This is a genomic window from Arthrobacter sp. P4_H3, from assembly GCF_056400885.1.
The window spans coordinates 277,349-303,808 of the sequence record NZ_JBFUKK010000004.1; the positions used below are offsets into that span (position 1 = coordinate 277,349).

A 26,460-nucleotide genomic window follows, 5' to 3' on the forward strand; every position below is an offset into this window, starting at 1 on the left:
CCTGTTACGCACCATCCCCCCGGCCTAGACTGGCCGGACCCTCCGGCTTCCCGCAACCCTGCTGCGTGGCTTTGACGGCGCAGCACCGCAGGATGGTACGGCCGGCTCATGCCAGCCAGGGGAGGGCGCATCAGTACTTCGTGAATCACAGCAGGGCACCCGTTTGGGTGCCCGTGAAGCCAGGAGGAAAGAGATGACAGGGAACAAAGCCGTTGCCTACAAGGGACCGGGCGAGGTCGAACTGATCGACATTGACTATCCCAGCTTCGAACTCAAGGACGGCCCGGGCGTCAACCCCGCCAACGTCGGCCGTTCGGTGCGCCATGGCGTCATCCTCAAAACGGTCGCCACCAACATCTGCGGCTCCGACCAGCACATGGTGCGCGGACGCACCACGGCGCCACCGGACCTCGTGCTCGGCCACGAAATCACCGGTGAGGTGGTGGAAGTGGGCCCCGACGTCGAATTCATCAAAGTGGGGGACATCTGTTCCGTCCCCTTCAACATCGCCTGCGGCCGCTGCCGGAACTGCAAGGAACGCAAGACCGGAATCTGCCTCAACGTCAATCCGGACCGGCCGGGAAGCGCCTACGGTTACGTCGACATGGGCGGCTGGGTGGGCGGCCAGGCCAACTACGTCCTGGTGCCCTATGCAGACTGGAACCTGCTCAAGTTCCCGGACAAGGACCAGGCCCTCGAGAAGATCCTGGACCTGGCCATGCTTTCCGACATCTTCCCCACTGGCTTCCACGGCGCCGTCACGGCGGGGGTCGGGGTGGGGTCCACCGTCTACATTGCGGGCGCGGGCCCCGTGGGCCTCGCTGCTGCAACGAGTGCCCACCTGCTGGGTGCTGCGGCAGTGATCGTTGGCGACCTGAACGAGCAGCGGCTCGCGCAGGCACGCAGCTTCGGCTGCGAGACCGTTGACCTGACCAAGGGCGGACCGGCTGAGCAGATCGAGCAGATCCTGGGCGTTCCGGAGGTCGACTGCGGCGTTGACGCGGTGGGCTTCGAGGCACGCGGCCACGGTGCCGGAGCGCAGGAAGCCCCGGCCACGGTGCTCAACTCGCTGATGGAAATCACGGCTGCCGGCGGCGCACTGGGCATTCCGGGCCTGTATGTCACGGGAGACCCGGGCGGGGTGGACGAGGCGGCCAAGAAGGGTGCGCTCTCGATCAGCCTGGGAACGGGCTGGGCCAAATCGCTGGCCTTCACCACCGGCCAGTGTCCGGTCATGAAGTACAACCGCCAGCTGATGATGGCCATCCTGCACGACAAGGTTCACATCGCCAAGAACGTCAATGCCAAGGCGATCAGCCTGGAGGACGCGCCCAAGGGCTACGCCGAATTCGACGCCGGTGCCGCCACGAAATATGTGCTGAATCCGAATGGCTACCTGAGCTAGCCGCCAGGTACCTGAGTAACCACGCGCCGGCGGACACATACTGAGGCGGGTAGGTGTCCGCCGGACTACTCGTTATTACCGAATTTTCCAACATGCGTACTGGAGTTTGCACATTGTTGGCCGAATGTCTGATTGGATAGACATTACTGAGAGGGACACTGGAGGCGCCGCTTCCAACCAACCACGAAGGCAGTAATGGAGCTCATCGAGGCCGAACACCCCCGGCCACGTCATTTTCTACTCCACCTGAGCGACCCCCACCTGTTGGGAGGTCCGGATCATCTTTATGGCGCAGTGGATAGCGAAGCCCGCCTGAAACAACTGTTTGAGGAAGTCAGAGCCTCAGGGGCGCGCCCGGAAGCCGTGATTTTCACCGGCGACCTGGCGGACCAGGGCGAACCCGAGGCATACGCAAAGCTGCGGGCCATCGTGGAGCCCGCCTGTAAGGCGATGAACGCCCAGGTCATCTGGGCCATGGGAAACCACGACGACCGTGAGAACTTCCGCACCGGGCTCCTCGACCAGACCGGAAACGATTCGCCGGTGGACCACAGCTACTTCATCAACGGCCTGCGGGTGATCACGCTGGACACCTCGGTGCCGGGATTTCACCACGGTGAGCTCAGCGAGGCGCAGCTGGCATGGCTGGCCGCGGAGCTGGAGACGCCCGCACCGGACGGCACCATCCTGGCGCTGCACCATCCTCCGGTGCCCTCCGTGCTGGACCTGGCTGTCCTTGTGGAGCTACGCGGCCAGGCGGCCCTGGCTGCAGTCCTGCGTAACTCGGATGTCCGCACTATCCTGGCCGGACACCTGCATTACTCCACCACAGCCAGCTTCGCCGGCATCCCGGTATCGGTGGCCTCCGCCACCTGCTACACCCAGGACCTGAACGTACCTGTGGGCGGCACCCGGCCCCGCGACGGAGGCCAGGCCTTCAACCTCGTGCACGTTTACGAGCACACGATCGTACATTCCGTTGTTCCGATCGGCAGCGCAGCAGCCGTGGGCGAGGTCGTGACCGCGGCCGAAACCCAGCGGCGGCTGGCGGCGGCCGGTGTCCGGATTCCGCGGAAGGCCAAAACGCAAGGCCACCCGCCCACACAGAACATCCCCATGATCCGAGTGGGCGGCTGAGGCTGGGCCCTACTTTTCCCAGGGCGCCTTGATCGGGTAGTACTTTTCGAGGAATTCCGTGACCAGGCTGGCGCGTTCCTCCGCTTCCACTTCGGGGAAGCTGCCGTCGTTGAGGCAGAAGAAGTCCATGTTGCGCTTGGACAGGAGCTTGGGCAGGTAATTGAGCCCGGCGCGGGCGGTGGTGTCCACGTACCTCACCTTTGCAGCCGTCTGGGTCACTGCCCGTCCGGTCAGCAGGGCGTAGTAGTGGTAGAAGGAATTCGTCACGGAGATGTTGTCCGCAGCACGGAACCGGCTCGCCGCGGTCTTGGCGAATTCCTGCGGGAATTCCTGCTCCATGGTGGCTGCAACGCTGCGCCGCAAGGGGGCAGCGGTGTGCTCCAGGTGGCGGGTGGTGATCCGGCCGAACCGGTCCCACAGCAGCTTCCGGTTCACCCTGGCTGCATTCTCGAACCCGCTGCGTTCGGCATCGTTGTCACCCAGGCCGATGCGGGTTTCCGCCTCAATGAACTTGGTGACGCCGCCCGGGGTGAAGAACATGTCCGGTCCCACCGTGCGGCCGAAGAACATATCGTCGTTCGAGTACAGGAAGTGCTCCGAGAGTCCTTCGATGTGGTGCAGCTGGCACTCCACGGCCTGCGAATTGTGCGTGGGCAGCACCGACGGGTCCGCGAAGAACTCCGCACTGCGCACAATGGTCACGGTGGGGTGGTCGGCCAGCCAGGCGGGCGCCGGGGAGTCCGTGGCGATGAAGATGCGCCGCACCCACGGAGCGAACATGTACACCGAGCGCAGGGCGTACTTCAGTTCGTCGATCTGGCGGAAGCGGGCCTCATGGTCATCGCCCTCGCCCACCACAACGCCGGCCATCCGGGCACGCCGCGCCGCAATGTATTCCGGGGAGCTGCCGTCAACCCACGAGAACACCATGTCAATGTCGAAGCTGATGTCGCTGGCGTGATCCGCGAACATGTTCTCGATGGTGGGCCAGGTGTGCCCGTAGCGTTCCACGGTGCCGCGCACGGCGTCGGTGGTGAGCATGGTCCGGCGGGTAAGGGAGTTTTCGATCGGCAGGATCAGCTGGTTGCCTTCGAAGCTCCACAGCTCGATCTGCACGCCGGCGGACGAACCAAACTCGAAGCCGCCGTCGGGTTCCACCCGCGGACGGTAGAGCCGGAAGATGCGGGCGTGGCGGTTGATGGAGAGCTCGCCGTCGGCAACAAGCACGGAGGACTTCTTCTTGGCGTCCACGGTCATGGAGTACACGGGTTCGTTGCGGCACGCCTCCACCAGCGCGGCCCGGAGTTTCTTCCGGTCCTTCCAGTCCAGCGCGATGACGGGCCGGTGGTTGTTGCCGCGGACCAGGAGGTAGTCCAGGCCTGCGTTGGCGAGGACATTGCGGATGAACAGCAGGTCCTCCACCATGGCCTGGTACGGCGTACGGGTGGAATTGATCAGCGCATAACGCCCCCGGTGGCGCACCACGTCGGGGCGGTTCTTCAGCCGTGCAACAGCGGCCGGCGACGTTACCTCGGGGTGGCTCCCGCCGTCGTCGGAAGGCTGACCTCCGTAGTAAATCTCATCCTGAACCAGTGCGTCTGTAATGGTGTTTCTCCGAGCTGTTGTCTATAGGGGTCCTATTTGCATGATAACCCGCGTAAAAAAACTGGACTAATCCCGGATGCCGGCCTCCGTGCCGGGCGCGACACCGACGGGGACTCCGGGGCTAGCCGGCCAGGGCGTCCCGCCAGCTGCGCAGGAACGCGCCGCCGGCGTCGTCGTGAATCACGTCTTCGGCGAGCCCCAGGTCGGCTGCCGTCAGGACCGCATACGGCTTGACGGGCACTCCGTCGGCGGGCCGGACGTCCACGTGCTTCACCTCGTGATCGTTGTGGTGCAGCCAGTCAGCCATGGCGTAGTCCGTGCGTGAATCGCCCACCGTCCGCCAGGCAAGCGGCCGGATGCCCTGCGCCGCGAGCAGCTCTACGGCACGGCTGGCCCCCAGGTCCTTGCCGAGGCGCACGGACTCGATGTCGGTGGAAATGATGGTCGGATCCACCCGGTAATCGATCTGGTCGTCGGAATCCGGAGCATGGTGGTCCAGCCGGACCACACCCAGCCCGTGGCGGGCCATGAGCTCCATGGCGTCGGTGTCGAACAGTTTCTGTTCGTCGAGGTAGTCCTGGCTCGGCACGTCGATGTGCTGTTCCACCGACACCATGGCCCGCTTTGTTTCGTCGTAGAACATGTGCGTGGCGTAGTCCTCCGAGACCAGCCGGCGGACGTCGTCGCCGTAGGAGCGGGGGACGGCCAGCTCGTGGTCCACGTGCACGGGTCCGGGCCCCGCAGCCGTGTAGCTGAACCAGACGGCGCCTTTTTCGCAGATGGCGTGGATGACTGTTCCGGCGGGCATGCCGGCCGCGATCATGGGCTCCATCACTTGTTCCCGGATGAACGCGTCCGAACGGCCGGTGTTGAAGATGACGGGAATCCCGGCCGTGGCCAGGGCCACCATGTCCGCAATGATCTCCGGCTTGACATCGCGGGTGACGGGGCTGGCCACCGGGCCGTCGACGTCGAGCAGGAGGGCAAGGGGAGGAGCCGACGGCGATGCGGCGGCTGGGTTCTCGGGTGCAGTCATAGCTCCATTCTGGCAGTCCGGGGCGGCACGGCGCTGAATGTTGCCTTGCTGCGTCGCCGGCAGCCAATGGTCACCGTTTGGCTACAACCTTGGCGCAGCGCTGGGTCATTCGTTCCCTTGGACGGGCAAGTTCCATAGGCTTGCAGGGTGATATTCAAAGCTGTGGGCGAGGGACGCCCTTACCCCGACCATGGTTACAACACCCCCAAGGAATGGGCCGCGCTTCCGCCGCGACCTGTCCGGCTCGATGAGCTGGTGACCACCAAACGTACCCTCGACCTTGAGGCCCTCCTTGCCGAGGACTCCACGTTCTTCGGCGATCTCTTTCCCCACGTTGTGCAATACCGGGGCACCCTGTACCTCGAGGACGGGCTCCACCGTGCTGTCCGGACCGCGCTGCACCAGCGCACCGCCATCCACGCCCGTGTGCTGGTGATAGATGGCTAAGAAACCCAGGGACATCACCGTCCTGCACGGGCACCGGGTGGTTTCCGGAAAGGAACTCAGGGCCACATTCGTTGAGCCGTTCGACACCGCGGACAACCCCGTCCGGCTGCGCCGCCAGATCCTGCACGGCGTGGTGCTGGTGCTGCTGGTAGGCCTGATCATCGCCGCCATCATTGTTGCGTTGGCCATCATGAACGGGCAGATCAAGATCCCGACGGCGGAGAGCAGCCGATCGTCGGTGTCGGCGTGCCCCACAGCGACTTTTGACTACACGCCGAACGACAAAGTCAGCCTGAATGTCTACAACGCCACCAACCGGCCGGGCCTGGCCCGTGCCGTGGCCGATGAGTTCCTGGCCAGGAAATTCGCCGTGGCCGACGTGGGCAACACCCAGTCCGGATACCGGGGCGTGGCGGCGGTGGTTTCCGGGGCTGCCGGCCAGTCGGCCGCCTTCAGTGTCCAGCGCAACCTGCCGGAATCGGATTACTTCCAGGACGGCCGTTCCGACGGCAGCGTGGACGTGATCCTGACCAGTGATTTCAAGGAGCTGACAGGGCCCGAGCTGGTGGACCAGACGCCCGGCAAGCTTGGCTGCCCGCGAGAGAGCCGCCGGATCGTGGACAGCGCCAAGTGGCCGGTGATCCCCAAAGCCGGGTAAGGGACTATGGCTGGCTGAACCGCACGGGAAGGCCGCCGTCGTCGAACCGTGCCCCCGCGCCCAGCTGGATGAACCGAACAGTGCGGAGCACTGCTTCCGGGCTGCCGTCACCGCGCGCCGCGCTGGAGGACAGGGTGCCGTGGATGAGCTGCGCCAGCTGCACGATGTCCGCCGCCGGGAGATAGCCCTGCGCCATCGCGTCGCGCAGGATGTCCTGGAGGAGCAGGCTCAGCTCGCCCACATGGTCGGCCAGCTTCGAGAAGGACGCCGGCGAGAGCACAGCGGCCATTGCCGGGCCCGGCGGAAGGTGGCGGCGGCTCAGGTCCTCCACCTGGGCGCGGACATACAGGGCCAGGCGCTCCACCGGGTTCTCCAGGGACTGCAGGGACTCCCGGAGGCCGTCGAGGAAGCGTTCGGTTTCGTCCAGGGCGTACGCGATGAGCAGCTCTTCGATGTCCGCGTAGTAGTTGTACACAGCGGTGCGTCCGATGCCTGCATGGCGGGCAACATCGGTCATGGTGAGCCCGGGCAGGCCGTGGGTGAAGAGGAGCTCGCCGAAGCCGGTCAGGATGCGGCGTTGGGTCTCGGCTCGTTGGGCAGCGTTCGTGGCGGCCGAAATCCTAGGCATACAGACACTTTACAGTGATCTGTCAGCAAACCTATTCGAGTTTTTGTCCAGATAACGCGAGCCAGACGTGGGTTGGCCACATTATCTGGACAAAAACTCGGGGTTACTCAGGGGCGCGTCAGACCGCGCAGCCATCCGGACCGCACGCTCCCGCGGTGCCTTCGCTTCCTTCGCTGCCCGGGGCGCCGGCGCCGGCCATCACGAGGGGCTGCTTCTCCTGCCACGCCTGGTTGAGTGCCTGGCTGAACATCGCCGACGGCTGGGCGCCGGAGAGCCCGAACTTCCGGTCGATCACGAAGAACGGCACGCCGCTGATCCCTAGGGCGCGGCCCTCCTCGAAATCGAACCGGACGTCGTCGGCGTACTTGTCCGTGGTGAACAGTTCGTCCAGCTCCGCGGCGTCAATCCCCAGGTCCAGGCCCAGGGATGTGAGGTACTCCCGGTTGCCGATGTCCCTGCCGTGCTCAAAGTGGTCGCTGAGCAGGCGTTCCTTGGCGGCGTCCTGCTTGCCGTGGGCGGCGGCCAGGTGGATCAGCCGGTGGGCGGTGAAGCTGTTGGCAACCACGACGGCGTCGAACCGGTAGTTGAGGCCCTCGCCCTTGGCTTGTTCAGCCACATGTTCGAACATCTGCGAGACCTGCGCCGGCGCCATGCCCTTCCGGGTGCTGAGGTACTCCAGCTCGGTGCCGTCGTAGTGCTCGGGCAGGGTCGGGTCCAGCTGGTAGCTGCGCCACTGCACCTCCACGGAATCGCGGTGCGGGAATTCGGCCAGTGCTGCCTCGAAACGGCGCTTGCCGATGTAGCACCAGGGACAGGCGACATCGGACCAGATCTCAATCTTCATGCTGCCAACAACCGGCTTCCCGCTGCATCCATTCCCCGGCGGCATGTCGCTTTGGTCACTGGGGGGCTTAAGTGTCCGTTCGCGCTTCGGGGTGGGGGAGTGCCTGCTCCATCACGAAGTCGTGCTCCACCGTGGTTCCCAGGGTGAACGACTTGGTGCCGACCTTCCGGAAGCCAGATTTCTCATAGAAGCGGATGGCCTTGGCGTTCTGGCTGTTGACTCCCAGCCACATTCCGCGGGCCCCGGCGGCTGCGGCCACGCCGAGGCTGGCGTGCATCAGCTCAGCCGCGGCGCCCAGCCCGTGGTGGTCGGGGTGGACGTAGCATTTGCTGAGCTCGGTGGCCGGAAGGGCGGTCAGGGCGGCGGCAACGTCCGGATCCCCGGCCGGACGGTCCACGAGCATGCTGTAGCCGCGGAGGTCGCCGTCGGAATCGATCACCAGGACCGTGATGCCGGGGTCCGCCAGGTAGCTTCGGAAGTTCGCTTCGCTGAGTGTCGCCGCCAGGTGCGCCGCGATATCGGCGGGGGAGGACTCCGGCGGGCAGGCGAGCGGAAAGGTGACGGCGGCAAGCCCGGCCAGCCGGCCGGCGTCGTCCGCGGTTGCTTTCCGGATGGTGTGCGTCATGTCCAAAACTCTAGTCCGCGACGTCCTTCAAATACGCCCTGATGCTGTCGACCACCAGTTGATGGTCGTCGTCGGAGGACAGCCCGGATGCCGTCACAGCGGCGACGACGCCTGTGCCTCGGACGCGGACAGGAAAAGACCCTCCGGCCAGCGTGTAGTCCTCCGGCGCGAGCCAGCCGCCCTGGGTGGGGTCGTAGTCCGTGAACTGCTCAGTAAGCAGCGCCGTGCTGTGCTCAAAGCGCAGAGCGCTGGCCGACTTGCGGCGGATCCATTCCTCCTGGTCGGCCGTGGCTCCGGGCAGGACGCAGCGGAAGAGCACGATGTTGTGCCGGCGGATATCGATGGCAACAGCATGGCCCTCGGCAATTGCGCGGTTGGCGATGAGGGAGCCGAGCCGCCAGGCGTCGTGGTGGTCGAAGCTGGCGAAAACGAGCTCTTCCTCGTGCTGTTTCAGTTCAGCGAGGCGGGCGGAATCAGTCATTTCGCGCCAACTACCGTGTCAGCTTCGTAGCTGAGGCCGATCTGTCGGCGGATCTCGTCCATGGCGGCCATGATGGCCACGCTCTCGCCTGGCGGCAGGATGGTCCCGGACGTGGCTCCGGCCCGGATCAGGCGCTCCAGTTCGGCGGCCTGGAACTGCATTCCCCTGCTGTTCACCGGCTGATCAAAGCGCTCCAGAACATTGCCATCAACGCCATAGACGGTAAAGGGCACAGGGTTGTACCAAACGGATTCGATGTCGATCCACCCCTCCGTTCCGATGATGGCAGCCCGGTTCGCTCCTGCAGCGTCCATCTCACAGTCCACCAAGGCCTGCTGACCGCCGGCATAGTCAAAGATCGCCGCCGTCTGGCCGTCCACGCCTGTCGCCGTCATTGTGGCGCTCGCCTGGATACGCTCCGGGGTGCCCAGGACGTCAAAGGCAAAAGAGATCGGGTAGATGCCGAGGTCCAGCAGCGCCCCGCCGCCCAACGCGGGGTCGTTCAGCCGGTGGGCAGGGTCCTTGGGCAGGCTCTGGTTGTGGCTGGCGACCACCTTCCGGACCTCGCCGATGGTGCCTTCCTGGATGATCTCGCGAAGACGGACCATGTGCGGGAGGAACCGCGTCCACATGGCCTCCAGCACCACAAGGCCCTTGACCTCGGCCAGCTCAACAATCTCCTGCGCTTCGCGGGCGTTGATGGTGAATGCCTTCTCCACCAGGACGTGCTTCCCGGCGTTCAGGGCCAGCAGCGCATTCGCATGGTGGAACGGATGCGGCGTGGCAATGTAGACGACGTCCACCTCGGGGTCCGCAACCAGGGCTTCATAGCTGTCATGCGCGGTGGGAATGCCGAACCTGTCGCCGAACGCCTTGCTCGATTCCAGGGTGCGCGAGCCCACGGCCTGGACCGTGAATCCGTTCTCGTTCAGGTCCTGCGTTTGGAGCCCTGCGATGAAGCCGGTGCCGAGGATTCCCCAGCGGATGCTGCCGTCAGAGGTGCCAGTGTTGGGGTTGGTCACGTACTTAGTCCTTTGTCTTTTCTGAATCGCTTAGCGGGTACGCAACGTACGCGAACCGGGTGGAATCGGGCGACCAGCTGTTGACGTTGAGCGTACCTTGGCCGCCGAACAGCGGCCATGTGTGCAGTGGCGTTGTCCAGTCATCGGTCGAGACCAGCACGACGTCGACCGGCAAGTCTGCGGGGTGGCCCACCGTGCCGGTGGGGAAGCGGATGTAGGTGGCCAGCGCTCCGTCGGGGGACAAGTGTGGGAACCAGTCGACGGTGTCGGATTCGAGGAGCCGCTCGAAGCCTCCTCCGTCCGCTTGGATGCGGGCGAGTTGGGCGTGGCCGGGTGTAGACGTAAAGGACTCCGTGTTCAAGTAGAGCCATTTCCCGTCGGGCGAATATTCGGGCCCGTCGCAGTGGCCGGCGCCGACGTCAGCGGAGGCGGTAGCGCCGCCGTCGGACGCTATGGTCATCAGGCGACCGGGCTGCGTGAAGTCGCCCGCCTCGATGCCCACGTACGCCAGTTGGGATCCGTCCGGGCTGACTCCGTGGAGGAAGTGGAAAGCGCCGTCGTCGCCGGTGATGCGCCGGGCCGGTCCGCCGTCCAACAATGCACGGTAGATGTGGCCGTCATTCGCCGACAGGAAGATGCCGGTGCCGTCGGGTGCCAGGACGTGATCGTTGTTGAGGTCGGGGATGCCGCTGAGCGGGACTTCCGTGGGCCCGCCTCCGGACACGTCCAGCGTCCACAGCTTCCCGTCCCCGTTGAGGACGAGTGACGAACCGTCGAGGGTCCAGTTCGGTGCCTCGAGGAGGACGTCATCCGTCGTGTACACCAGCCGGGACTCTCCGGTGACGGATGCAATCCAGACCTCGCAGCGCTGGCCGGGCAGGAGGGTGCGGATCATTCGTGAGCCTCGCCGGACTCTGAGGACAGTTCCTTGATGCGGACGTTCCGCCACCGGCACTGCGCGCCCTTGCCCCAGCGGGCTTCGCCGAACATAGCGTCGTTGTCGTGCACCTCAAGGGCGATATGACCACGCACGCCGAGCACTCCCAGTACAGCTTCGGCGTTGTAGTTGGGCGACTGCAGGGTAGCCGTATCCAGTTCGGCGATCTTGAGGCCGTTGACCCAGGTGGTGATGACGGGCATTGCCCCGATGCAGCGGATCCGGAGCTCGTTCCAGTCATCCCAGCGCCACACTTTGAGGAAATCCCCGACGTCGGCGGCATAGTTCAGGCGCGCACGTTTCTCTTCTGTGACGGGTTCCACGGAGGTGTCCGGGTTGTCGGCGATCAGCCCGGTTGGCTGACCGTCGGCGTCCAGGGCCACGTCGATAGCGAACGGCACTGCCGAGAAGCTTGCCAGTCCATTGCCGAAGAATCCGCCGATTCCGCCGGAGGGCCTGTGGTCCACCAGGACCTGGAAGCCTTCCCACGTATCCGGTCGGCGCCGGATCATCACACCGGTGTCTGCCGGCCAATCGGGGCGCATCTCCAGCACAAGCTCAAAATCGCCGAAGGCCTGCTCGCTGACCAGGTAGCCGCCGTAACCGCTGCCGGGGGAGTCCTGTTCGCCCACCAGCACACCATCTTCCACGAACCATTTCGCTGGGTGCTGTTCGGGTTCCACGGGCCGCGCCAAGCCCCGGCTGTCGAACAGCTCAAGGATGCTCGGACCTCCGGGATATTCCGTCCCGTAGACCCGGGGAACGGCCCGCCATCCGGTCAGGGAGGCACCGTCGAACAGCGGGACGAACCCGCCGTCGTCGTGTTTTTGGGTTTCAGGCATGTACTAGTCCTTGCTGCTGAAGGCGGCGTCGAAGCTGGTTTGGGAGGCGGGGAAGTCGAATTTCTTGAGGGCGGCGAGGGCTTCGGGGGCGCCGTGGAGGCGGTCCATGCCGGCGTCTTCCCATTCGATGGAGATGGGGCCGGTGTAGCCGATGGCGGTGAGGGCGCGGAAGGAGGATTCCCAGGGGACGTCGCCGCGTCCGGCGGAGACGAAGTCCCAGCCCCGGCGGGGGTCGCCCCAGGGCAGGTGGGAGCCGAGGACGGTGTTCCGTCCGGTGGGGCGGAGCTTGGTGTCCTTGCAGTCCACGTGGTAGATCCGGTCCTTGAAGTCCCAGATGAAGGAGACGGGGTCGATGCCCTGCCACATGAAGTGGGAGGGGTCCCAGTTCAGGCCGAACGCTTCGCGGTGGCCGATGGCTTCGAGGGTGCGGACGGTGGTCCAGTAGTCGTAGGCGATTTCGGAGGGGTGGACTTCGTGGGCGAAGCGGACGCCGCATTCGTCGAAGACGTCAAGGATGGGGTTCCAGCGGTCGGCGAAGTCCTGGTAGCCGGCCTCGATGACCTTTTCGGGGACGGGCGGGAACATCGCGACGTACTGCCAGATGGAGGAGCCGGTGAATCCGACGACGGTGTCCACGCCGAGGGCTTGGGCGAGCCGGGCGGTGTGTTTCATTTCCTCGGCGGCGCGGGTGCGGACGCCTTCGGGGTCGCCGTCGCCCCAGACCCGGGACCCGACGATGGCTTCGTGGCGGAAGTCGATGGGGTCATCGCACACGGCCTGGCCCTTGAGGTGGTTGGAGATCGCCCAGACCTTGAGGTTGTACTTGTCCAGGACGGCGAGTTTGGCTTCGACGTAGCCGGGTTCGTCCCAGCGCCAGGCGTCCAGGTGGTCCCCGGAGACGGCGATTTCGAGGCCGTCGTAGCCCCAGCCGGAGGCCAGGCGCGCGACTTCCTCGAAGGGGAGGTCGGCCCACTGGCCGGTGAACAGGGTATAGGGGCGGGGCATGTCAGGCTCCTTCGGTGGCGGTGCTGGTGGAAGTATTCAGTTGGATAAGTGAGCTTTTGGCGGCCGCTGATTCCTCGACGGCGGCCAGGACGTACTGGACGTTGAGGCCTTCCTCGAACGACGGCGACGGTGCCTCCCCGGCGCTGATGGCCGTCAGGAAGTCACGGATCTGGTGTGTGAAAGTGTGCTCCCAGCCGATGATGTGGCCTTGCGGCCACCAGGCTTCCATGAACGGGTGTTCGGGTTCGTTGACCAGGATCCGGCGGAAGCCCTGTTCGCGGACTGGCGCGGTGGCGTCCAGGAAACCGAGCTCGTTCAACGCCTCAAGGTCGAACAGGATGGTGCCCTTGTCGCCGTAGATTTCGAGCTTGAGCGAGTTCTTCTGTCCCGTGGCCACGCGGGAAACTTCCACCGAGGCGATGGCTCCGGAGGCGAGCGTCAGGGTGGCCCAGGCGGCGTCGTCGACCGTTACATCCTCCAGGCCGTTCGGGCCGGGGCGGCGGTCCACGAAGGTGTGCAGCCGCCCGGTGACTTCGGTGACGGTGCCGTCCAGGAGGTAGAGGATCTGGTCGATGGCGTGGGAGGCGATGTCGCCCAGCGCGCCGGATCCGGCGGTTTCTTTCCGCAGTCGCCAGGTCATCGGGGACTCGGCGTCGGAGAGCCAGTCCTGCAGGTACGCGGCCCGGACGTGCCGGACCGTCCCGAGCCGGCCTTCGACGATGAGCTCCTTCGCGAGGGCCAGGGCGGGGACGCGGCGGTAGTTGAACCCGATCATGGACTGCACGCCCCTGGCACGGGCCGCGGCGGCGGCGTCGGTCATGGCCTCGGCCTCGGCCAGCGTATTGGCCAACGGCTTTTCCACGAGGACGTGCTTACCGGCCTCGAGGGCTGCGATGGCGATCTCGGCGTGCATCCAGCCCGGGGCGCAGATATCGACGATATGGATGTCGTCCCGGTCCAGGACCGAGCGCCAGTCCGTGGCGGACTCCGCCCAGCCGTACTTCTTCGCGGCCGCAGCGACCTGCACGGCGTCCCGGCCCACGAGCACTTTCTGCTCGAAGACCGGAACGTCGAAGAAACTGGCCACGTTCCGCCAGGCGTTCGAGTGGGCCTTGCCCATAAACGCATAGCCGATCATCGCCACGCCCAGGGGCGAGTTGTCCGGGTTGGCGCCGTCCGTGCTTTCGGGGGAGTTCATTGCGTGATTCCTAGAGTGTGGAAGCGGTGGGGTTCCAGTCCTCGGGGAGGGCCGGGGACACGGGGGCGGAGCTTTCGACGTTAACAAAGGCACCGGATTCCACTGACTCGGAGATCGAGACCATGGTGTCCAGCACATGGTAGGCGAGGTTGCCGGTCGCGCGGTGCGGGACTCCGGCCCGGATGGAGCGGGCCATGTCCAGCACACCCATGCCGCGGCCGTTGGACGGGCCGGTGGCGGGAACGGTGGTCCACTCTTGGTCCCCGGTGCGCCAGAGCCTGATGTCGCCGTCGAAATAGTTGGGATCCGGGAGGGCGATCGTGGCTTCCGTGCCGGTGATCTCCACGAAGCCCATCCGCTGCCGGGGCGACTCGAACGAAAAGACGCTGTGCGAGGACTGCCCGCCCTCGAACTGGGCCATGGCGCTGACATGGGTGGGGACGTCCACGGTGAACTCCTCGCCCAGCTTGGGGCCGGAACCGATCACCCGGACTTCCTTGGCTTTGGAGCCGAGGGCGGCCACCTTCCGGACCGAGCCGAACGTCTGGACCAGCGCGGTGAGGTAGTACGGGCCCATGTCGAACAGGGGACCTGCGCCGTACTGGAAGAGGAACGCCGGATTCGGATGCCAGGATTCCGGGCCGGGGGTCTGGAATGTGGTCATCGCCGTCAGCGGCGTGCCGATGTCGCCCCGCTCAATCAGCCGGCGCGCGGTCTGCAGCCCGGCGCCCAGGAACGTGTCCGGTGCGGTGCCGAGCCGGAGCCCCGCCGCGTCCGCTGCCTTCAGCAGCCCCAGCCCCGAGTCGCGGTCCAGCGAGAACGGCTTTTCGGTCCACACATGCTTGCCGGCGTTGACGGCAGCCGTGGCCACCTCAACGTGCGCGGCGGGGATGGTCAGGTTCACGATGATTTCGACGTCGGGGTGGTTCAGGGCCGCGTCCACGCCGCCGGACTCGGCGATCCCGTATTCCTTCGCGCGGGCGGCTGCAGAGTCCTCGAAGAGGTCGGCGATGACGTGGACCTTCAGGTCCGGGAAGACCGTGAGGTTGTCCAGGTACTGCTTGCTGATGTTGCCTGCGCCGATGACGGCGACGCCCACCGGGCCCTGGCGGGAACCTGCGTCGCTCATGCCCGGGCTCCTTCGCTGGCTTCGGCGTTCAGGAAGGCCAGGCTCTGGGTGATGCCGTCGAAGATGTCGCCGGAGTAGTCGTCGAACTCCACGACGCCCACTTCCAGGGACTTCGCGGCGCCGATGACGTCCCAGACGGCGATCTTGCCCTGCCCGACGGGCTGCTGTGCCTTGGTGTCGGTGTTCAGCGGGCCGTCCTTGATGTGGATGAACTTCACCCGGTCACCCAGTTTTGTCAGGATGTCGACAGGGTCCTGGCCGCCGACGGCAACCCAGTAGGTGTCCACTTCCAGCACCAGTTCCGGGTCCAGGAGATCGGCGAAGTATTCCAGTGCCGTGCGGCCTTCGATGGTGGACTCCAGCTCCCAGGCGTGGTTGTGGTAACCGACCCGGATGCCGTATTCCGCGGCCTTCTTCGCCGCGGCGTTGAGCTTGGCCGCGGTGGCCTGAATGTCCCCGGCCTGCTGCCAGTGCTCGGCGGGCAGGTACGGGTCGATGACGGTGCTGATGCCGAGTTCCTTCGCGGCGGCGAAGATTTCGTCCTGGTCCTGGCTGAGCAGGGGAGCGTGGCCGGAGGGGGCGGTGAGGCCGTTCTCCTTGAGCGCGGCGCCGAGCTCCTTGGCCGTGGCCACGAAGTTGTAGGGTTCGACCTGGGTAAAGCCGATCTCAGCTACCTTGCGGATGGTGCCGGGCAGGTCTTCCTGGATGGCGTTGCGCAGGGTGTAGAGCTGGAGTGAGTAGGACATTTCGTTCCTTTGCGGGAGGTTGGTGTTCTCGAAAATCTGTCAGGGCCTAGCGGCCGGCGAGGGATCCGCCGATGCCGCCGACGCTGAAGTATTTGTTCAGGGTGGCGAAGACGATGACGGGCGGGAGCATCATGATCACGGCGAGGGCCATGACTCCGGACCAGTCGGTGTTGTTTTGCTGGAAGAAGGATTGGACGCCCATGGGGAGGGTGAAGATCTCGTTCGAGCGGAGGAACACGATGGCTACGAGGTAGTCGTTCCAGGCCAGCAGGAAGGCGAAGATCGCGGTGGAGAGGATGCCGGGCAGGGAGTTGCGCAGGACGACCTTGGTGAAGGAGCCGAAGACGGAGCAGCCGTCGATCCAGGAGGCTTCTTCGAGGCTGATGGGGATCGAGTCGAAGTAGGCGGCCATCATCCAGGTGGCCACCGTCATGGTGGAGCCGACGTAGATGATGGTCAGGCCCATCAGGTTGTCCACCAGTCCCATCGCTGCGAAAAGGATAAACAGCGGGACGACCGAGGTGATGATGGGCAGGGACTGCATGACGAACAGCAGCAGGGAGTAGCCGGAGACTGCCTTGCTGCGGCCGCGGGAGAGGACGTAGCCGGCCGGCGCTGCGACCGCGACGGAAACCACCACGGTGGCGAGGGTGGTGATGAGGCTGTTCTGCAGCCAGGTGGCCGCCAGTGTCTTGGAGAAGACGTTGCTGAGGTTCTCGAACGTCAGTCCGGTAGCGGTGCTGTTTGGGCCGGGGGTGAAGGCGAGCACCACGGTGACCATGATCGGTACGAGGACGACCGCGGTGATGACCAGGATCAGGACGAACCGCCACCACTGGCCGCGGTGGCCGGCTTCGGAGAGGACGCGCTTGTTCTTGGCCGGGCCGGTGACGCCGAGGGCGGCGCCTGTTTCGGGGTGGGCGTGGAGTACTGCGCTCATTATTCGACGCTCGACTTTCGGATCTGGCGGTACAGGACGACCGATACGACAACCAGGGTGATGGTCATGAGGAAGGCGATGGCTACGCCGGGGCCGGTCGCGAAGTCCTGGAAGACGGTGCGATAGGCCAGAACCACCAGGGACGTGGTGGCGTCAACAGGTCCGCCGCCGGTGAGCAGGTAGATGGTGGGGAAGTCGTTGACGCAGAAGATGGTCATCAGGATCCAGCTGATGTAGGTGGACCGGGCGATCAGCGGCAGGGTGATCTGGCTGAACTGCTGGAAGCGGGTGGCGCCGTCCATGCTGGCGGCCTCGTACACGGTGGTGTCCACGGAGGCCAGGGCGGCCGAGATCATCATCATCATGAAGGGGAAGCTGACCCAGACCTTGAAGATCATCACGGTCACGGCGGCAAGGGTGGGGTCTGCCAGGAACAGCGGGGTGCCCAGGCCGAGGTTGCGGAAGATGGACGGGATGAGGCTGTCAGGGGTGGCGACGAGCCAGTTCCACGCGGTGGACGAGACCACGATCGGCACCACCCACGGCAGGAGCAGCAGGACCTTGAAGGTGCCGCCGGCCGGGATCCTCGTGCGCAGCAGCAACGCCAGCCCCAGGCCGACGGCCCAGGAACCGAACACACCAACAATGGTGAACAGGAGCGTGAACTGTGCTGCCTTCCAGAACGCCGGCGAGGCCAGCACGCCTTGGAAGTTTTCGATGCCGACGAAGTCACCGGTTTGGATCAGGTTTCCGTCGTGGGTGGCCTGGATGCCGGCCTGGAAGAGCGGGTAGCCGTGGATCAGGACGAGCAGGACGACCGAGGGCAGCAGGAGCCAGAAGAACGTCCGGCTGGCCTGCGCACTGAGTTTGCTCTTGCGGTTCAGGGTCTTGGGGACGGACCCGCCCCCGGACCCGCCGGGGGCAAGCCCCTTGCGGGCCCGGGCGAGGCCGGACGGTGCTGTGGTGGACGACATTCCGGCCGCCTACTTCTTCAGGACGGACTTGAGGCCGGACTCGAAAGCCTGCAGGGCGGACTTGGCGTCGGTCTTGCCGGTGAGGATGGTCTGGGTGAACTGGTTCAGGGCCTGGCCGCCATCCAAAGCAGCGAGGTCGGCGCTGAGGGCCGTGCCCCGGGAAGCGAAGGTCTTGGCGATCGGCACGTATTCCTTGACGATCTTGACGTTGTTGGGGTCGGACGTAAATTCGGGCATCTCGGTGATGGACTTGAACACCGGCAGCGCGTTCATGAGCTTCTGCTTCCACAGTTCCTTCAACTGGCCCAGGTAGTAGACCACGAACGCTTCGGAGGCTTCCTGCGACGGCGTGTTGGTGTACATCATGATGTTGTTCGGGAAGATCAGGGCGGCCTTGTCCCCGTGCGGACCGGCAATCGGGCTTGCCACCACGATGTCGCCGGACGTATCGCCCACGCGCTCGGGAACCCCCAGCGTCAACATGCCGTACGCGGCCTTGCCGTCCTTCCACTGGGCGTTGAGGTTGTCCGTGGTGTAGCTGACGGCGGCAGGATCGACGATGCCATTGGAGACCAGCTCAAGCATGAACTCGACGGCCTCCACGTTGCGGTCGTTCATGACATCCAGCTGGCCGTCCGTGCTGAAGACGCCGCCGCCGTTGTTGAGCATCATCATGATCATCAGGTGGTTGCCGATGTTATTGCCCGCACCGGAACCGGTGGCGAAGCCAACGGCGCCGACGGTCTTGAGCTTCTTGCCCGCCTCAAGGAGACTGGCCCAGTCCGTGGGGACCTCGACGCCGGCCTTCTCGAACAGGGACTTGCGGTACCAAAGCGGCCGGATGTCCAACTGCCACGGAACTGCCACGTAGCCCTTGTCCGTCTTGAACGGCTCTACGACACCGGGGAGGAAGTCATCGAACTGGCCGTTCTTCTTGAGTTCTTCCATCACCTTGTCGGCGTAGGCGATCTGGCCCTGCTCCTCGAACTGGAACGCCTGGAAGCCGCCGCCGGTGGACACCGCCGGACCGGTCTTGGACGCGATGGCCGAGGAGAAGGTCTGGTAGAAGTTGTTCCACTGGATGAGCTGGTAGCTGGCCTTGCTGTTGGCCCCGGAGAAGCCTTCCACGATCTTCTTGGCTGCGTCGTTGTAGGCGGGGGTTGCCCACGGCATGTCCCAGAACTTGATGGTTCCAGCCGCACTTCCGCCGCCCTGTGAGGCGGAGCCGCCACCGCAGGCGGCCAGGAGGGGAACGGAGGCCGCGGCTGCAGCGAAGCCCAGGAATCCCCTGCGGGAGAAAGCGGAAGATGCGACGGAGGGGTTAGTAGACACGATGGTTTCCTTTCAGGGTCCGGAGTGACTGAATGCCCGGGCCCTTCTCGACAATGAGTGGATTGTGACTCTGAAACTGGAAATGCTGGCGGAACGGTGAGGCTTCTAGTTGTTGAGTTGGCTGAGGAGTGACATGACCGTGGTGAACTGCGCCAGGTCGCTGGCGGGGTTCCCGGAGGAAAGAAGCGAGTGGACCCTTGACCAGCTGGTCCGGTGGGATGATTCGTAAAGTGTGGGAAGCGTCGTCGCTCCCTCTGCCGTCACCGCGCGGACTTCGGCCGGCCACGCTGCCTCGGGGTCCGGCAGGACGACGTCGGCCCGGCCTGTCGATGTAAGGATCGAGACGGTGGCGGTCGCAGGCAGCGCCGAGGTGAGGATGCCCTGAAGGGCGACGGGCACGCCGTCGGCAAGGACACCGGACACCGTGTACCCGTTCCCGTTGCGCTGCACCATCCGCAGGTTATTCGCCTTAATGCCGCACTGCACCAGGACCGCGAACTGTTCCGCGAGCAGGTGCAGGGGGTCCGTGCCGGGCGCGGCCACGGCAACCGAGTCAAGCAGGACGGCGTCCTTGAGGGCCTCAGCGATTACGCCGTGGACGTTCCCGCTGGCCGGGGCCAGCGCAACGTTTCCGGCCCACTTCCGGTCAAGCACAACTACCGCGCCTGCGGTGTCTGCGACGCCGGCAAGTTCGGCCGGATCCTCGGCCACCGGGGCCGAAACCACAACACCCCGGGCTCCGCCGCGGATCGCAGCGGACGCCCGTCCCGTCCAGCCGGCATGACCGGCGACGGCGATGACATCCGGCGAGGACGTTGCGGGACGAAAGGACACGGGAAGGGAAGCGACGACGGCGGACACGGCACCGGCTGCTTCAGCCTGCGGATCCGCATACGCGGACAGCTGAGTGGTCATGCGTTGATCTCCTCGTCTGCAGGTGATTCGTCGGTGATGCCTGTGTGAACGAAGCCGGCGTCGACGCTGCGGGCGGCGGCCTCGGCGATCGCCAGTGCGAACTCGAGGTCGTGGATAAGCGTTTCCGCCGACGGCGGCTGGCCTGTCCCGCTGGCCAGTTCCGCGAGTTTGCGCCACTCGCCCTCGTAGCCGTTGTGGCTGAACGGACCCAGGACGGTAGCGTGTCCGGCCCTCCGGATCCGGGCGGTAGCCGAACCGGCGTGGACGTAGGACGGGGTGAAGTCGACTTTCAGGGCAGCGTCGTCGCCGATTGCCTCGAACACCCAGGACGGTTCCCAGGTCCCGTTCATCGCGGCGCGGAGCTCGATGGCCACGTTTCCGGCCCGCAGCGAGATGACGTAGCCGAACGGACGGACGATTTCAGCGTGCAGGACTTCCACCGCCGCAAAATCGGGGGTAAAACGGCGGACCAGCGGAAGATCGTGGATGGCCAGGCCCATCACTCCGCCCGTGAGCATGGCCTTGATGACCTCAGGGTCGGTCGGTTCCCTGCCAGGCATGGAAACGCGGCCCACGATTTCGGTGGCAAAATCCTCGAAGCGGGGGTTGGGCGGCAGGACGATGGAAGACCGGACGGTGTGGACCTGCTCCGGCAGGTCGCCCCAGGCCTCCTCCGCCGCGAGCCAGCCGGGATCGAACGTGTGCATGGCGCCGACGATGATCGGAACGCCGGTTTCGGCGGAAACCGCTGAGATTCCGGCGGCCTCTTCACCGGTCATAGCGAACGGCTTTTCGCAGAGTACGGCTTTCTTGCCGGCCCGGCAACTGGCGATGACCTGTGCTGCGTGGAACTGGTGCGGGCTGCAGATGGCGACGATTTCCACAGCCGGATCGGCGAGGAGCTCTTCCATGCTGGTGCTGAACTTCGCACCAACCCTGCCTGCCACCGCTTCCGCGACCGCAGGGTCAACGTCCATGATGTGGCGGACTTCGAGGATGTTTCCCAACCGTGCGAGGGACGGCAGATGGATGGCTTGGGTGACGGGTCCGGCGCCCAGGATGCCGACGCCGAGAACGGCCGGTGCTGCCTGTGGGGGGCTCGACAAGTTGCTTACCTCTTTGTAATAGCTGGAGCGTGAATTCCCGGTGCCTGACTTCAGGTGACACCGCTCACACATCAAGCTAGAACTACTTTTGTCGATCGTCAAGCAAAAGTTGAAAAGTTATCGACAATCTTTCGATGGCGTGACATGCATAAGAGCTTCGTGCTATCACTGACTCATGAGTCCAACGTCTGGAAAAGAGCCCGGAACCGAGCCCGGAACCGACACTGCTGCCGACGGTGCCGGGAATCTTTCCCGGGCCGGCGATCTCTTCCAGCTCCTCCGTGACGGCAGGGCCCGCACCCGCGCCGAACTGGCCCTGACCACCGGCCTTGCCCGTTCCACCGTGGCCGCCCGCATTGACGCGCTGATCTCTTCCGGGCTGGTGGGACCTGCCGGTGAGGCAAGCTCCAGCGGCGGCCGGCCGCCGTCGCGCTTTGCCTTCAACCCGGCCGCCCGCGCTGTCCTGGCAGTCGACGTCGGCGCCACGCACGTGATCGTTGCCGTCACCGACCTGGGCGGCAATGTCCTCGCCGAGCACCGCCTCGTCCAGGACGTTGCCGACGGTCCGGAAGCCGTCCTTGGCCGGGTGGTCGAGGAAGGCAAGATGCTCCTCAGCGAGGCCGGCCGGACTCCCTCAGACCTGGCCGGCATCGGGATCGGGCTGCCCGGCCCCGTGGAGCACGCCACCGGGATGCCGGTGAAGCCGCCCATCATGCCCGGTTGGGACGGGTTCGACGTGGTCCGCTACGTCCAGCGCTCGCTGCCGGTCCCGGTGCTGGTGGACAACGACGTCAACATCATGGCACTCGGCGAACGCACGGCATACTGGCCGGAACACGACAACTTCCTGTTCATCAAGGTGGCCACTGGCATCGGTGCGGGCATCATCAGCAGCGGGGAACTGCAGCGCGGCGCCAACGGAACCGCGGGCGACCTTGGCCATGTGCGGGTCCCGCGCGGCGATGAAGTCCTCTGCCGTTGCGGCAACTACGGCTGCCTCGAAGCACTGGCGTCCGGTCCCGCCGTGGCGCGGGAACTGGCCCGGCAGGGACTGGCTGCCGAAAAGGGCGGGGATGTCCTGCGGCTCGTCGCCGGGGGCAACCTCCAAGCGATCCAGGCGCTGCGCCAGGCCGGCCGCGATGTTGGGGACGTGCTGGCAACAGTGGTCAACCTGCTCAACCCGTCCGTGATTGTGATCGGCGGAAGCCTGGGCCAGGCCGGTGAGCACTTGATGGCAGGCGTCCGGGAAGTCGTTTACCGGAGGTCCCTGCCGCTGGCCACATCACATCTGCGGATAGCGCTCTCGATGGCCGGGGACCAGGCAGCCATCCTTGGTGCCAGCCAGATGGTCACCCAGCATGTGCTGTCTCCCGCCGTGATAGAGGCCACCCTGCAGGCAACGGGATAAGGCCCGTCATGCGGCTGCGGGCGTGATAGCAATGAATTGATGACACCGATTTCCAGCTCCCGCACCAAACCGCAGCCCGCCTCATGACGGCGAACATCCTTGCCAGGGTGCCGCGTGGCTGGATCCTGCTGGCGAGCATCGGCCTCATCGCGCTGAACATGCGCGGCCCGTTCGTGGCCGTGGCCCCTGTGGTGGGCCCGATGCAGCAGGACCTCGGGTTCTCGCCCGTGGAACTGGGCCTGCTGACCGGCATCCCGGTGCTGTGCTTTTCCCTGGCGGCGCCGCTCGCCTCGTTCGCGGGCCGAAAATTCGGCGCCGAATTCGCCATCATGCTGACCCTGCTCGGGGTGCTGGCCGGTGTTGTTGTCCGCTCGGCCGGCAACGGCGCCCTGGTGCTGGTCGGAACGGTCATCATCGGCGTGGCCATCACCATCGGCAACATCGCTGTCCCGCTGATCATCCGCCGTGACTTTTCACCGCGCCGCCAGGGCACGGCCATGGGCATCTACACAGCTGCGCTGAACATCGGCTCTTTCCTCACGTCCGTGGTTACCGCGCCGCTGGCCGAGCTTGCCGGGTGGCGGCTGTCGCTCGCGGCCAGCGGGCTCTTCGCCGTGGCCGCGACGGTTTTTTTGGTGATGTCCGTCGGACGCAATGCCTTCGTTCCGGCCGCCGTCGATGATTCCAATCCCCGCCCGCCCGGCGGACGGCCGGCGTCCCGCTGGATCACGGCCGGGCTGACGGCGGGCTTTGCGGGGCAGGCCTTCTCCTACTACGGCGTCACGGCCTGGCTGCCGACCTTCCTCATCGACGAACTCGGCATGGCGCCCTCCGCCGCCGGCGCCGGGTCCTCCCTCTTCCAGATTCTCGCCATTGTGGGCGGCCTTGGGGTGCCGATGGTGGCCAGGTTCACCAGTACGACGGCGGTCGCGGTCACCCTGGGCACGATGTGGCTGACCGTTCCCCTTGGCCTGCTGCTGGCCCCGGAGCTGTGGTGGCTCTGGTCCTCCGTAGGCGGCGCGGCGCAGGGCGGCGGCATCACGCTCATTTTCATTGCCATCATCAAGCTGGCCCGTGACCAGGCGTCCGCCGGCCGGATGTCCGCGATCGTCCAGGGGGTGGGGTACTCGGTTGGCGCTGCCGCCCCGACCCTCCTGGGCTATGTCCACGGGCTTTCCGGGTCCTGGACCAACCCGATGCTGCTGATCCTCGGCTCGGTGGCGGCGTTCTTCCTGGGCACGACGCTCTCCGTGCGGAAGGTGCCAAAGACCCGCTGACGCGTCCCGCCGTCGTCGTACTTCACGCACCCGCTCCCAGCGCGAACGGACACTTAAGCACCCACAAAGAAGCGCGAACGGACAGTTGAGGCCTCAAACAAGGGCCTCAACTGTCCGTTCGCGCTCAATGGTGGTTCCGCTGCCGGGCAGCCGTCCCGGATTTCGGGGTGCCTGTTGCGGACGGCGTGGCCGCCCGGCAAACGGAAACTCTTGCGATTCCTAGGCGGCGACGAGCTCTGCGTCCTCCACCGGTCCGTCGGAACCGTCGCGGGCCTCGTGCAGGAAGCGGGCGTACGCGGGGAGGGTCAGGAACGTGGGGAACGCGTCGGCCAGGGTGACTTCCTCGAAGATGTCCCGCGCGTCGGCGAAGCGGTCGCCTTCGAAGCGTTCGAGTTTCGTGAATTCCTGGTCAAGCATGTCCTCCACCCACTCGCGGGTGATGATTTCGCCCTGGTCCGTGATGGCGTGGGAGTAGATCCACTGCCAGATCTGCGAGCGGGAGATCTCCGCGGTGGCGGCGTCCTCCATCAGGTTGTGGATGGCCACGGCACCGTTGCCGCGCAGCCAGGATTCGATGTAGCGGATGCCCACCTCGATGTTGTTCCGGATGCCCTTTTCGGTGATGGTGCCGGTGGTGGCGGCGATGTCCAGCAGCGCACGGTCATCGGGGGTGACGTCTTCGCGGAGGCGGTCCAGCTGGTTCGGCCGGTCGCCAAGGACGCCGTCGAACACCTCGCGGCACACCGGGACCAGGTCCGGGTGGGCAACCCAGGAGCCGTCGAAGCCGTCGCCGGCCTCGCGGGTCTTGTCCGCACGGACCTTCTCGAAGGCGATGGCGTTGGCTGCCTCGTCCTTGCGGTTCGGGACAGCTGCGGCCATGCCGCCGATGGCCATGGCGCCGCGCTTGTGGCAGGCTCGGACCAGCTGCTCGGTGTAGGCGCGCATGAACGGGGCCGTCATGGTCACCTGCACACGGTCCGGGAGGACGAAGCGGGGGCCGCGGGTGCGGAAGTTCTTGATCATGGAGAAGATGTAGTCCCAGCGGCCGGCGTTCAGGCCCGAGGCGTGGTCGCGGAGTTCGTACAGGATCTCTTCCATTTCGAAGGAGGCCGTGATGGTCTCGATCAGCACGGTGGCGCGGATGGTGCCCTGCGGGATGCCCAGCAGGTCCTGGGCCAGGATGAAGATGTCATTCCACAGGCGTGCTTCGAGGTGGTTTTCGATCTTTGGCAGGTAGAAGTACGGTCCCTTGCCCTGGGCCAGCAGGCGGCGGGCGTTGTGGAAGAAGTACAGGCCGAAGTCCACGATGCCGCCCGCGATCGGTTCGCCGTCGATGAGCATGTGCTTTTCGGGCAGGTGCCAGCCGCGGGGACGGACCACGATGGTGGGCAGTTCGCCGGCCGGGCGGAGCTTGTAGTCCTTGCCCTCCGGCGAGGTGAAGTCGATCCGGCGTTCCAGCGCGTCCGTGAGGTTCAGCTGGCCCTGGATCACGTTCCGCCACGACGGTGTGGAGGAGTCTTCCATGTCGGCCAGCCACACCTTGGCGCCTGAGTTCAGCGCGTTGATGGTCATCTTCTTGTCCACCGGGCCGGTGATCTCCACGCGGCGGTCCTCCAGGCCCGGAGCCGGGGGAGCGACGCGCCAGTTCGGATCATTGCGGACGGACTCGGTCTCGCGGAGGAACCGCGGGTCCTGCCCCTTGGCGATCTCGGCCCGACGGTTGCGGCGGCCCTGGAGCAGCTCCTGCCGCCGTTCCGTGGTGGCCCGGTGCAGCTTGGCAACAAACGCCAAAGCATCCGGAGTAAGAACCTCGCCCTGCCGGCAAATCGGCTGCGCGGTCAGCGTGATCCCGTTGATAGTGAAGTTGTCAGTGAAGCTGTTCATTGGAGTTCTCCTGGTGCAGGGCCCAACTGGGTAGCAGTAAGTGTCGTTTTGAGCCTCCAAAACGACACCTACTGCTACTTACTTGGGGAAGGGGGCCACGGCCGCCGGGTTCCCTCGCGAGCTTGCGAGCGGAGGGCGTGGCTGGTGATTAGTGGAACTGGCCCTCTTCGGTCGATCCGACCAATGCGAGGGTGGATGCGTTCGGGTTGAGCGCAGTGGCGATGTCGTCGAAGTAGCCGGTGCCGACTTCGCGCTGGTGCTTGGTCGCGGTGTAGCCGCGGGACTCGGAGGCGAATTCCTTTTCCTGGAGCTCGACGTAGGCGCTCATGCCTTCACGGGCGTAACCGTGGGCGAGGTCGAACATCGAGTAGTTCAGGGCGTGGAAGCCGGCCAGGGTGATGAACTGGAACGTGAAGCCCATGGCGCCGAGTTCACGCTGGAACTTGGCGATCGTGGCGTCGTCCAGGTGCTTGCGCCAATTGAACGACGGCGAGCAGTTGTAGGAGAGCATCTGGTCCGGGAAGTCGGCCTTGACGGCTTCGGCGAACTTGCGGGCCAGCTCGAGGTCCGGGGTACCCGTTTCCATCCAGATGAGGTCGGAATACGGGGCATAGGCCTTGGCGCGGGCGATGCAGGGTTCGATGCCGTTGCGGACCTTGTAGAATCCCTCCGCGGTGCGCTCTCCTGTGACGAATTCCTGGTCGCGGGGATCGACGTCGGAGGTGATCAGGGTTGCTGCCTCGGCGTCGGTGCGGGCGATGACCACCGACGGGGTGCCGGCGACGTCGGCGGCCAGGCGGGCCGCGTTCAGGGTGCGGACGTGCTGCTGGGTGGGGATCAGCACCTTGCCGCCGAGGTGGCCGCACTTCTTCTCTGAAG

The 26,460-nt window shown here is 65.6% G+C and carries 26 protein-coding genes; 6 read left to right on the forward strand and 20 right to left on the reverse strand.

What is annotated here, in order from left to right; genetic code table 11:
* Window positions 1–193: 193 nt before the first annotated feature.
* Together fdhA and AC1DRE_RS08025 are read left to right on the forward strand one after the other, a co-directional pair.
* Window positions 194–1,405 carry a formaldehyde dehydrogenase, glutathione-independent gene (fdhA, locus tag AC1DRE_RS08020; RefSeq protein ID WP_476984122.1) on the forward strand — a complete coding sequence of 404 codons (1,212 nt, stop codon included), beginning with the start codon at window positions 194–196 and terminating at the stop codon, window positions 1,403–1,405.
* 195 nt (window positions 1,406–1,600) lie between these two features.
* Window positions 1,601–2,542, forward strand: coding sequence for a phosphodiesterase (locus tag AC1DRE_RS08025; protein WP_476984123.1), 942 nt, complete (start codon window positions 1,601–1,603; stop codon window positions 2,540–2,542).
* Window positions 2,543–2,551: 9 nt separating this feature from the next.
* Here the strand turns inward: AC1DRE_RS08025 and AC1DRE_RS08030 are convergent, their stop codons facing one another.
* Both AC1DRE_RS08030 and AC1DRE_RS08035 read right to left on the reverse strand, forming a co-directional pair.
* Window positions 2,552–4,027, reverse strand: coding sequence for a stealth family protein (locus AC1DRE_RS08030; protein ID WP_476984124.1), 1,476 nt, complete (start codon window positions 4,025–4,027; stop codon window positions 2,552–2,554).
* Window positions 4,028–4,268: 241 nt separating this feature from the next.
* Window positions 4,269–5,183 carry a hypothetical protein gene (locus AC1DRE_RS08035; protein ID WP_476984125.1) on the reverse strand — a complete coding sequence of 305 codons (915 nt, stop codon included), beginning with the start codon at window positions 5,181–5,183 and terminating at the stop codon, window positions 4,269–4,271.
* Between the two features lie 147 nt (window positions 5,184–5,330).
* On the opposite strand from AC1DRE_RS08035, the gene AC1DRE_RS08040 reads away from it, so the two are divergent.
* Window positions 5,331–5,630 (forward strand): type II toxin-antitoxin system VapB family antitoxin, encoded by a 300-nt coding sequence (locus tag AC1DRE_RS08040; protein WP_028272925.1) that lies wholly within the window; start codon window positions 5,331–5,333, stop codon window positions 5,628–5,630.
* A complete protein-coding gene (locus tag AC1DRE_RS08045) occupies window positions 5,623–6,288 on the forward strand; it encodes a LytR C-terminal domain-containing protein (RefSeq protein ID WP_476984126.1) in 666 nt (221 codons plus the stop codon). The genes AC1DRE_RS08040 and AC1DRE_RS08045 overlap by 8 nt, the downstream gene beginning before the upstream one ends.
* 4 nt (window positions 6,289–6,292) lie before the next feature.
* Here AC1DRE_RS08045 and AC1DRE_RS08050 read toward each other — a convergent pair whose 3' ends face one another.
* From AC1DRE_RS08050 to AC1DRE_RS08125, 16 genes are all read right to left on the reverse strand, one after another.
* The gene (locus tag AC1DRE_RS08050; RefSeq protein WP_104174065.1) at window positions 6,293–6,916 is read right to left on the reverse strand and encodes a TetR/AcrR family transcriptional regulator; all 624 of its coding nucleotides are present in this window, start codon (window positions 6,914–6,916) and stop codon (window positions 6,293–6,295) included.
* 118 nt (window positions 6,917–7,034) lie between these two features.
* On the reverse strand, window positions 7,035–7,760 hold the full coding sequence (locus AC1DRE_RS08055; RefSeq protein WP_476984127.1) for a DsbA family oxidoreductase: 726 nt from the start codon (window positions 7,758–7,760) through the stop codon (window positions 7,035–7,037).
* 67 nt (window positions 7,761–7,827) lie between these two features.
* Window positions 7,828–8,385 carry an N-acetyltransferase family protein gene (locus tag AC1DRE_RS08060; RefSeq protein ID WP_476984128.1) on the reverse strand — a complete coding sequence of 186 codons (558 nt, stop codon included), beginning with the start codon at window positions 8,383–8,385 and terminating at the stop codon, window positions 7,828–7,830.
* Window positions 8,386–8,395: 10 nt separating this feature from the next.
* Entirely contained in the window at window positions 8,396–8,866 is a 471-nt protein-coding gene (locus AC1DRE_RS08065) for a heme-degrading domain-containing protein (RefSeq protein WP_476984129.1), read from the reverse strand.
* The gene (locus tag AC1DRE_RS08070; RefSeq protein WP_476984130.1) at window positions 8,863–9,888 is read right to left on the reverse strand and encodes a Gfo/Idh/MocA family protein; all 1,026 of its coding nucleotides are present in this window, start codon (window positions 9,886–9,888) and stop codon (window positions 8,863–8,865) included. The genes AC1DRE_RS08065 and AC1DRE_RS08070 overlap by 4 nt, the downstream gene beginning before the upstream one ends.
* Window positions 9,889–9,892: 4 nt before the next feature.
* Entirely contained in the window at window positions 9,893–10,783 is an 891-nt protein-coding gene (locus AC1DRE_RS08075; RefSeq protein WP_476984131.1) for a TolB family protein, read from the reverse strand.
* A complete protein-coding gene (locus AC1DRE_RS08080) occupies window positions 10,780–11,667 on the reverse strand; it encodes a 3-keto-disaccharide hydrolase (protein WP_476984132.1) in 888 nt (295 codons plus the stop codon). Before AC1DRE_RS08080 ends, AC1DRE_RS08075 begins: the two co-directional genes overlap by 4 nt.
* 3 nt (window positions 11,668–11,670) lie before the next feature.
* A complete protein-coding gene (locus AC1DRE_RS08085; RefSeq protein ID WP_476984133.1) occupies window positions 11,671–12,672 on the reverse strand; it encodes a sugar phosphate isomerase/epimerase family protein in 1,002 nt (333 codons plus the stop codon).
* A gap of 1 nt (window position 12,673) precedes the next feature.
* Window positions 12,674–13,870 (reverse strand): Gfo/Idh/MocA family protein, encoded by a 1,197-nt coding sequence (locus AC1DRE_RS08090; RefSeq protein ID WP_476984134.1) that lies wholly within the window; start codon window positions 13,868–13,870, stop codon window positions 12,674–12,676.
* A gap of 10 nt (window positions 13,871–13,880) precedes the next feature.
* On the reverse strand, window positions 13,881–14,999 hold the full coding sequence (locus tag AC1DRE_RS08095) for a Gfo/Idh/MocA family protein (RefSeq protein ID WP_476984135.1): 1,119 nt from the start codon (window positions 14,997–14,999) through the stop codon (window positions 13,881–13,883).
* Window positions 14,996–15,745, reverse strand: coding sequence for a sugar phosphate isomerase/epimerase family protein (locus tag AC1DRE_RS08100; protein WP_476984136.1), 750 nt, complete (start codon window positions 15,743–15,745; stop codon window positions 14,996–14,998). The genes AC1DRE_RS08095 and AC1DRE_RS08100 overlap by 4 nt, the downstream gene beginning before the upstream one ends.
* Window positions 15,746–15,791: 46 nt before the next feature.
* Window positions 15,792–16,685, reverse strand: a complete 894-nt coding sequence (locus tag AC1DRE_RS08105; protein ID WP_476984137.1) for a carbohydrate ABC transporter permease — start codon at window positions 16,683–16,685, stop codon at window positions 15,792–15,794.
* Window positions 16,685–17,659 carry a carbohydrate ABC transporter permease gene (locus tag AC1DRE_RS08110; protein WP_476984138.1) on the reverse strand — a complete coding sequence of 325 codons (975 nt, stop codon included), beginning with the start codon at window positions 17,657–17,659 and terminating at the stop codon, window positions 16,685–16,687. The genes AC1DRE_RS08105 and AC1DRE_RS08110 overlap by 1 nt, the downstream gene beginning before the upstream one ends.
* 9 nt (window positions 17,660–17,668) lie before the next feature.
* Window positions 17,669–18,991 carry an ABC transporter substrate-binding protein gene (locus AC1DRE_RS08115; RefSeq protein WP_476984139.1) on the reverse strand — a complete coding sequence of 441 codons (1,323 nt, stop codon included), beginning with the start codon at window positions 18,989–18,991 and terminating at the stop codon, window positions 17,669–17,671.
* Window positions 18,992–19,096: 105 nt separating this feature from the next.
* Complete coding sequence (locus AC1DRE_RS08120; protein ID WP_476984140.1) at window positions 19,097–19,906, reverse strand: hypothetical protein; 810 nt, start codon at window positions 19,904–19,906, stop codon at window positions 19,097–19,099.
* Window positions 19,903–21,012, reverse strand: a complete 1,110-nt coding sequence (locus AC1DRE_RS08125) for a Gfo/Idh/MocA family protein (protein WP_476984141.1) — start codon at window positions 21,010–21,012, stop codon at window positions 19,903–19,905. Before AC1DRE_RS08125 ends, AC1DRE_RS08120 begins: the two co-directional genes overlap by 4 nt.
* A gap of 175 nt (window positions 21,013–21,187) precedes the next feature.
* Between AC1DRE_RS08125 and AC1DRE_RS08130 the strand changes: the two genes are divergently transcribed.
* Together AC1DRE_RS08130 and AC1DRE_RS08135 are read left to right on the forward strand one after the other, a co-directional pair.
* Window positions 21,188–22,420, forward strand: coding sequence for an ROK family protein (locus tag AC1DRE_RS08130; RefSeq protein ID WP_476984142.1), 1,233 nt, complete (start codon window positions 21,188–21,190; stop codon window positions 22,418–22,420).
* Window positions 22,421–22,503: 83 nt separating this feature from the next.
* On the forward strand, window positions 22,504–23,697 hold the full coding sequence (locus tag AC1DRE_RS08135) for an MFS transporter (RefSeq protein WP_476984143.1): 1,194 nt from the start codon (window positions 22,504–22,506) through the stop codon (window positions 23,695–23,697).
* 219 nt (window positions 23,698–23,916) lie between these two features.
* On the opposite strand, the gene aceB is transcribed toward AC1DRE_RS08135, so the two are convergent.
* On the reverse strand, window positions 23,917–25,581 hold the full coding sequence (aceB, locus tag AC1DRE_RS08140; protein WP_476984144.1) for a malate synthase A: 1,665 nt from the start codon (window positions 25,579–25,581) through the stop codon (window positions 23,917–23,919).
* 148 nt (window positions 25,582–25,729) lie between these two features.
* Window positions 25,730–26,460, reverse strand: a 731-nt coding sequence (aceA, locus tag AC1DRE_RS08145; RefSeq protein WP_476984145.1) for an isocitrate lyase, incomplete at its 5' end; no start/stop codon positions are given.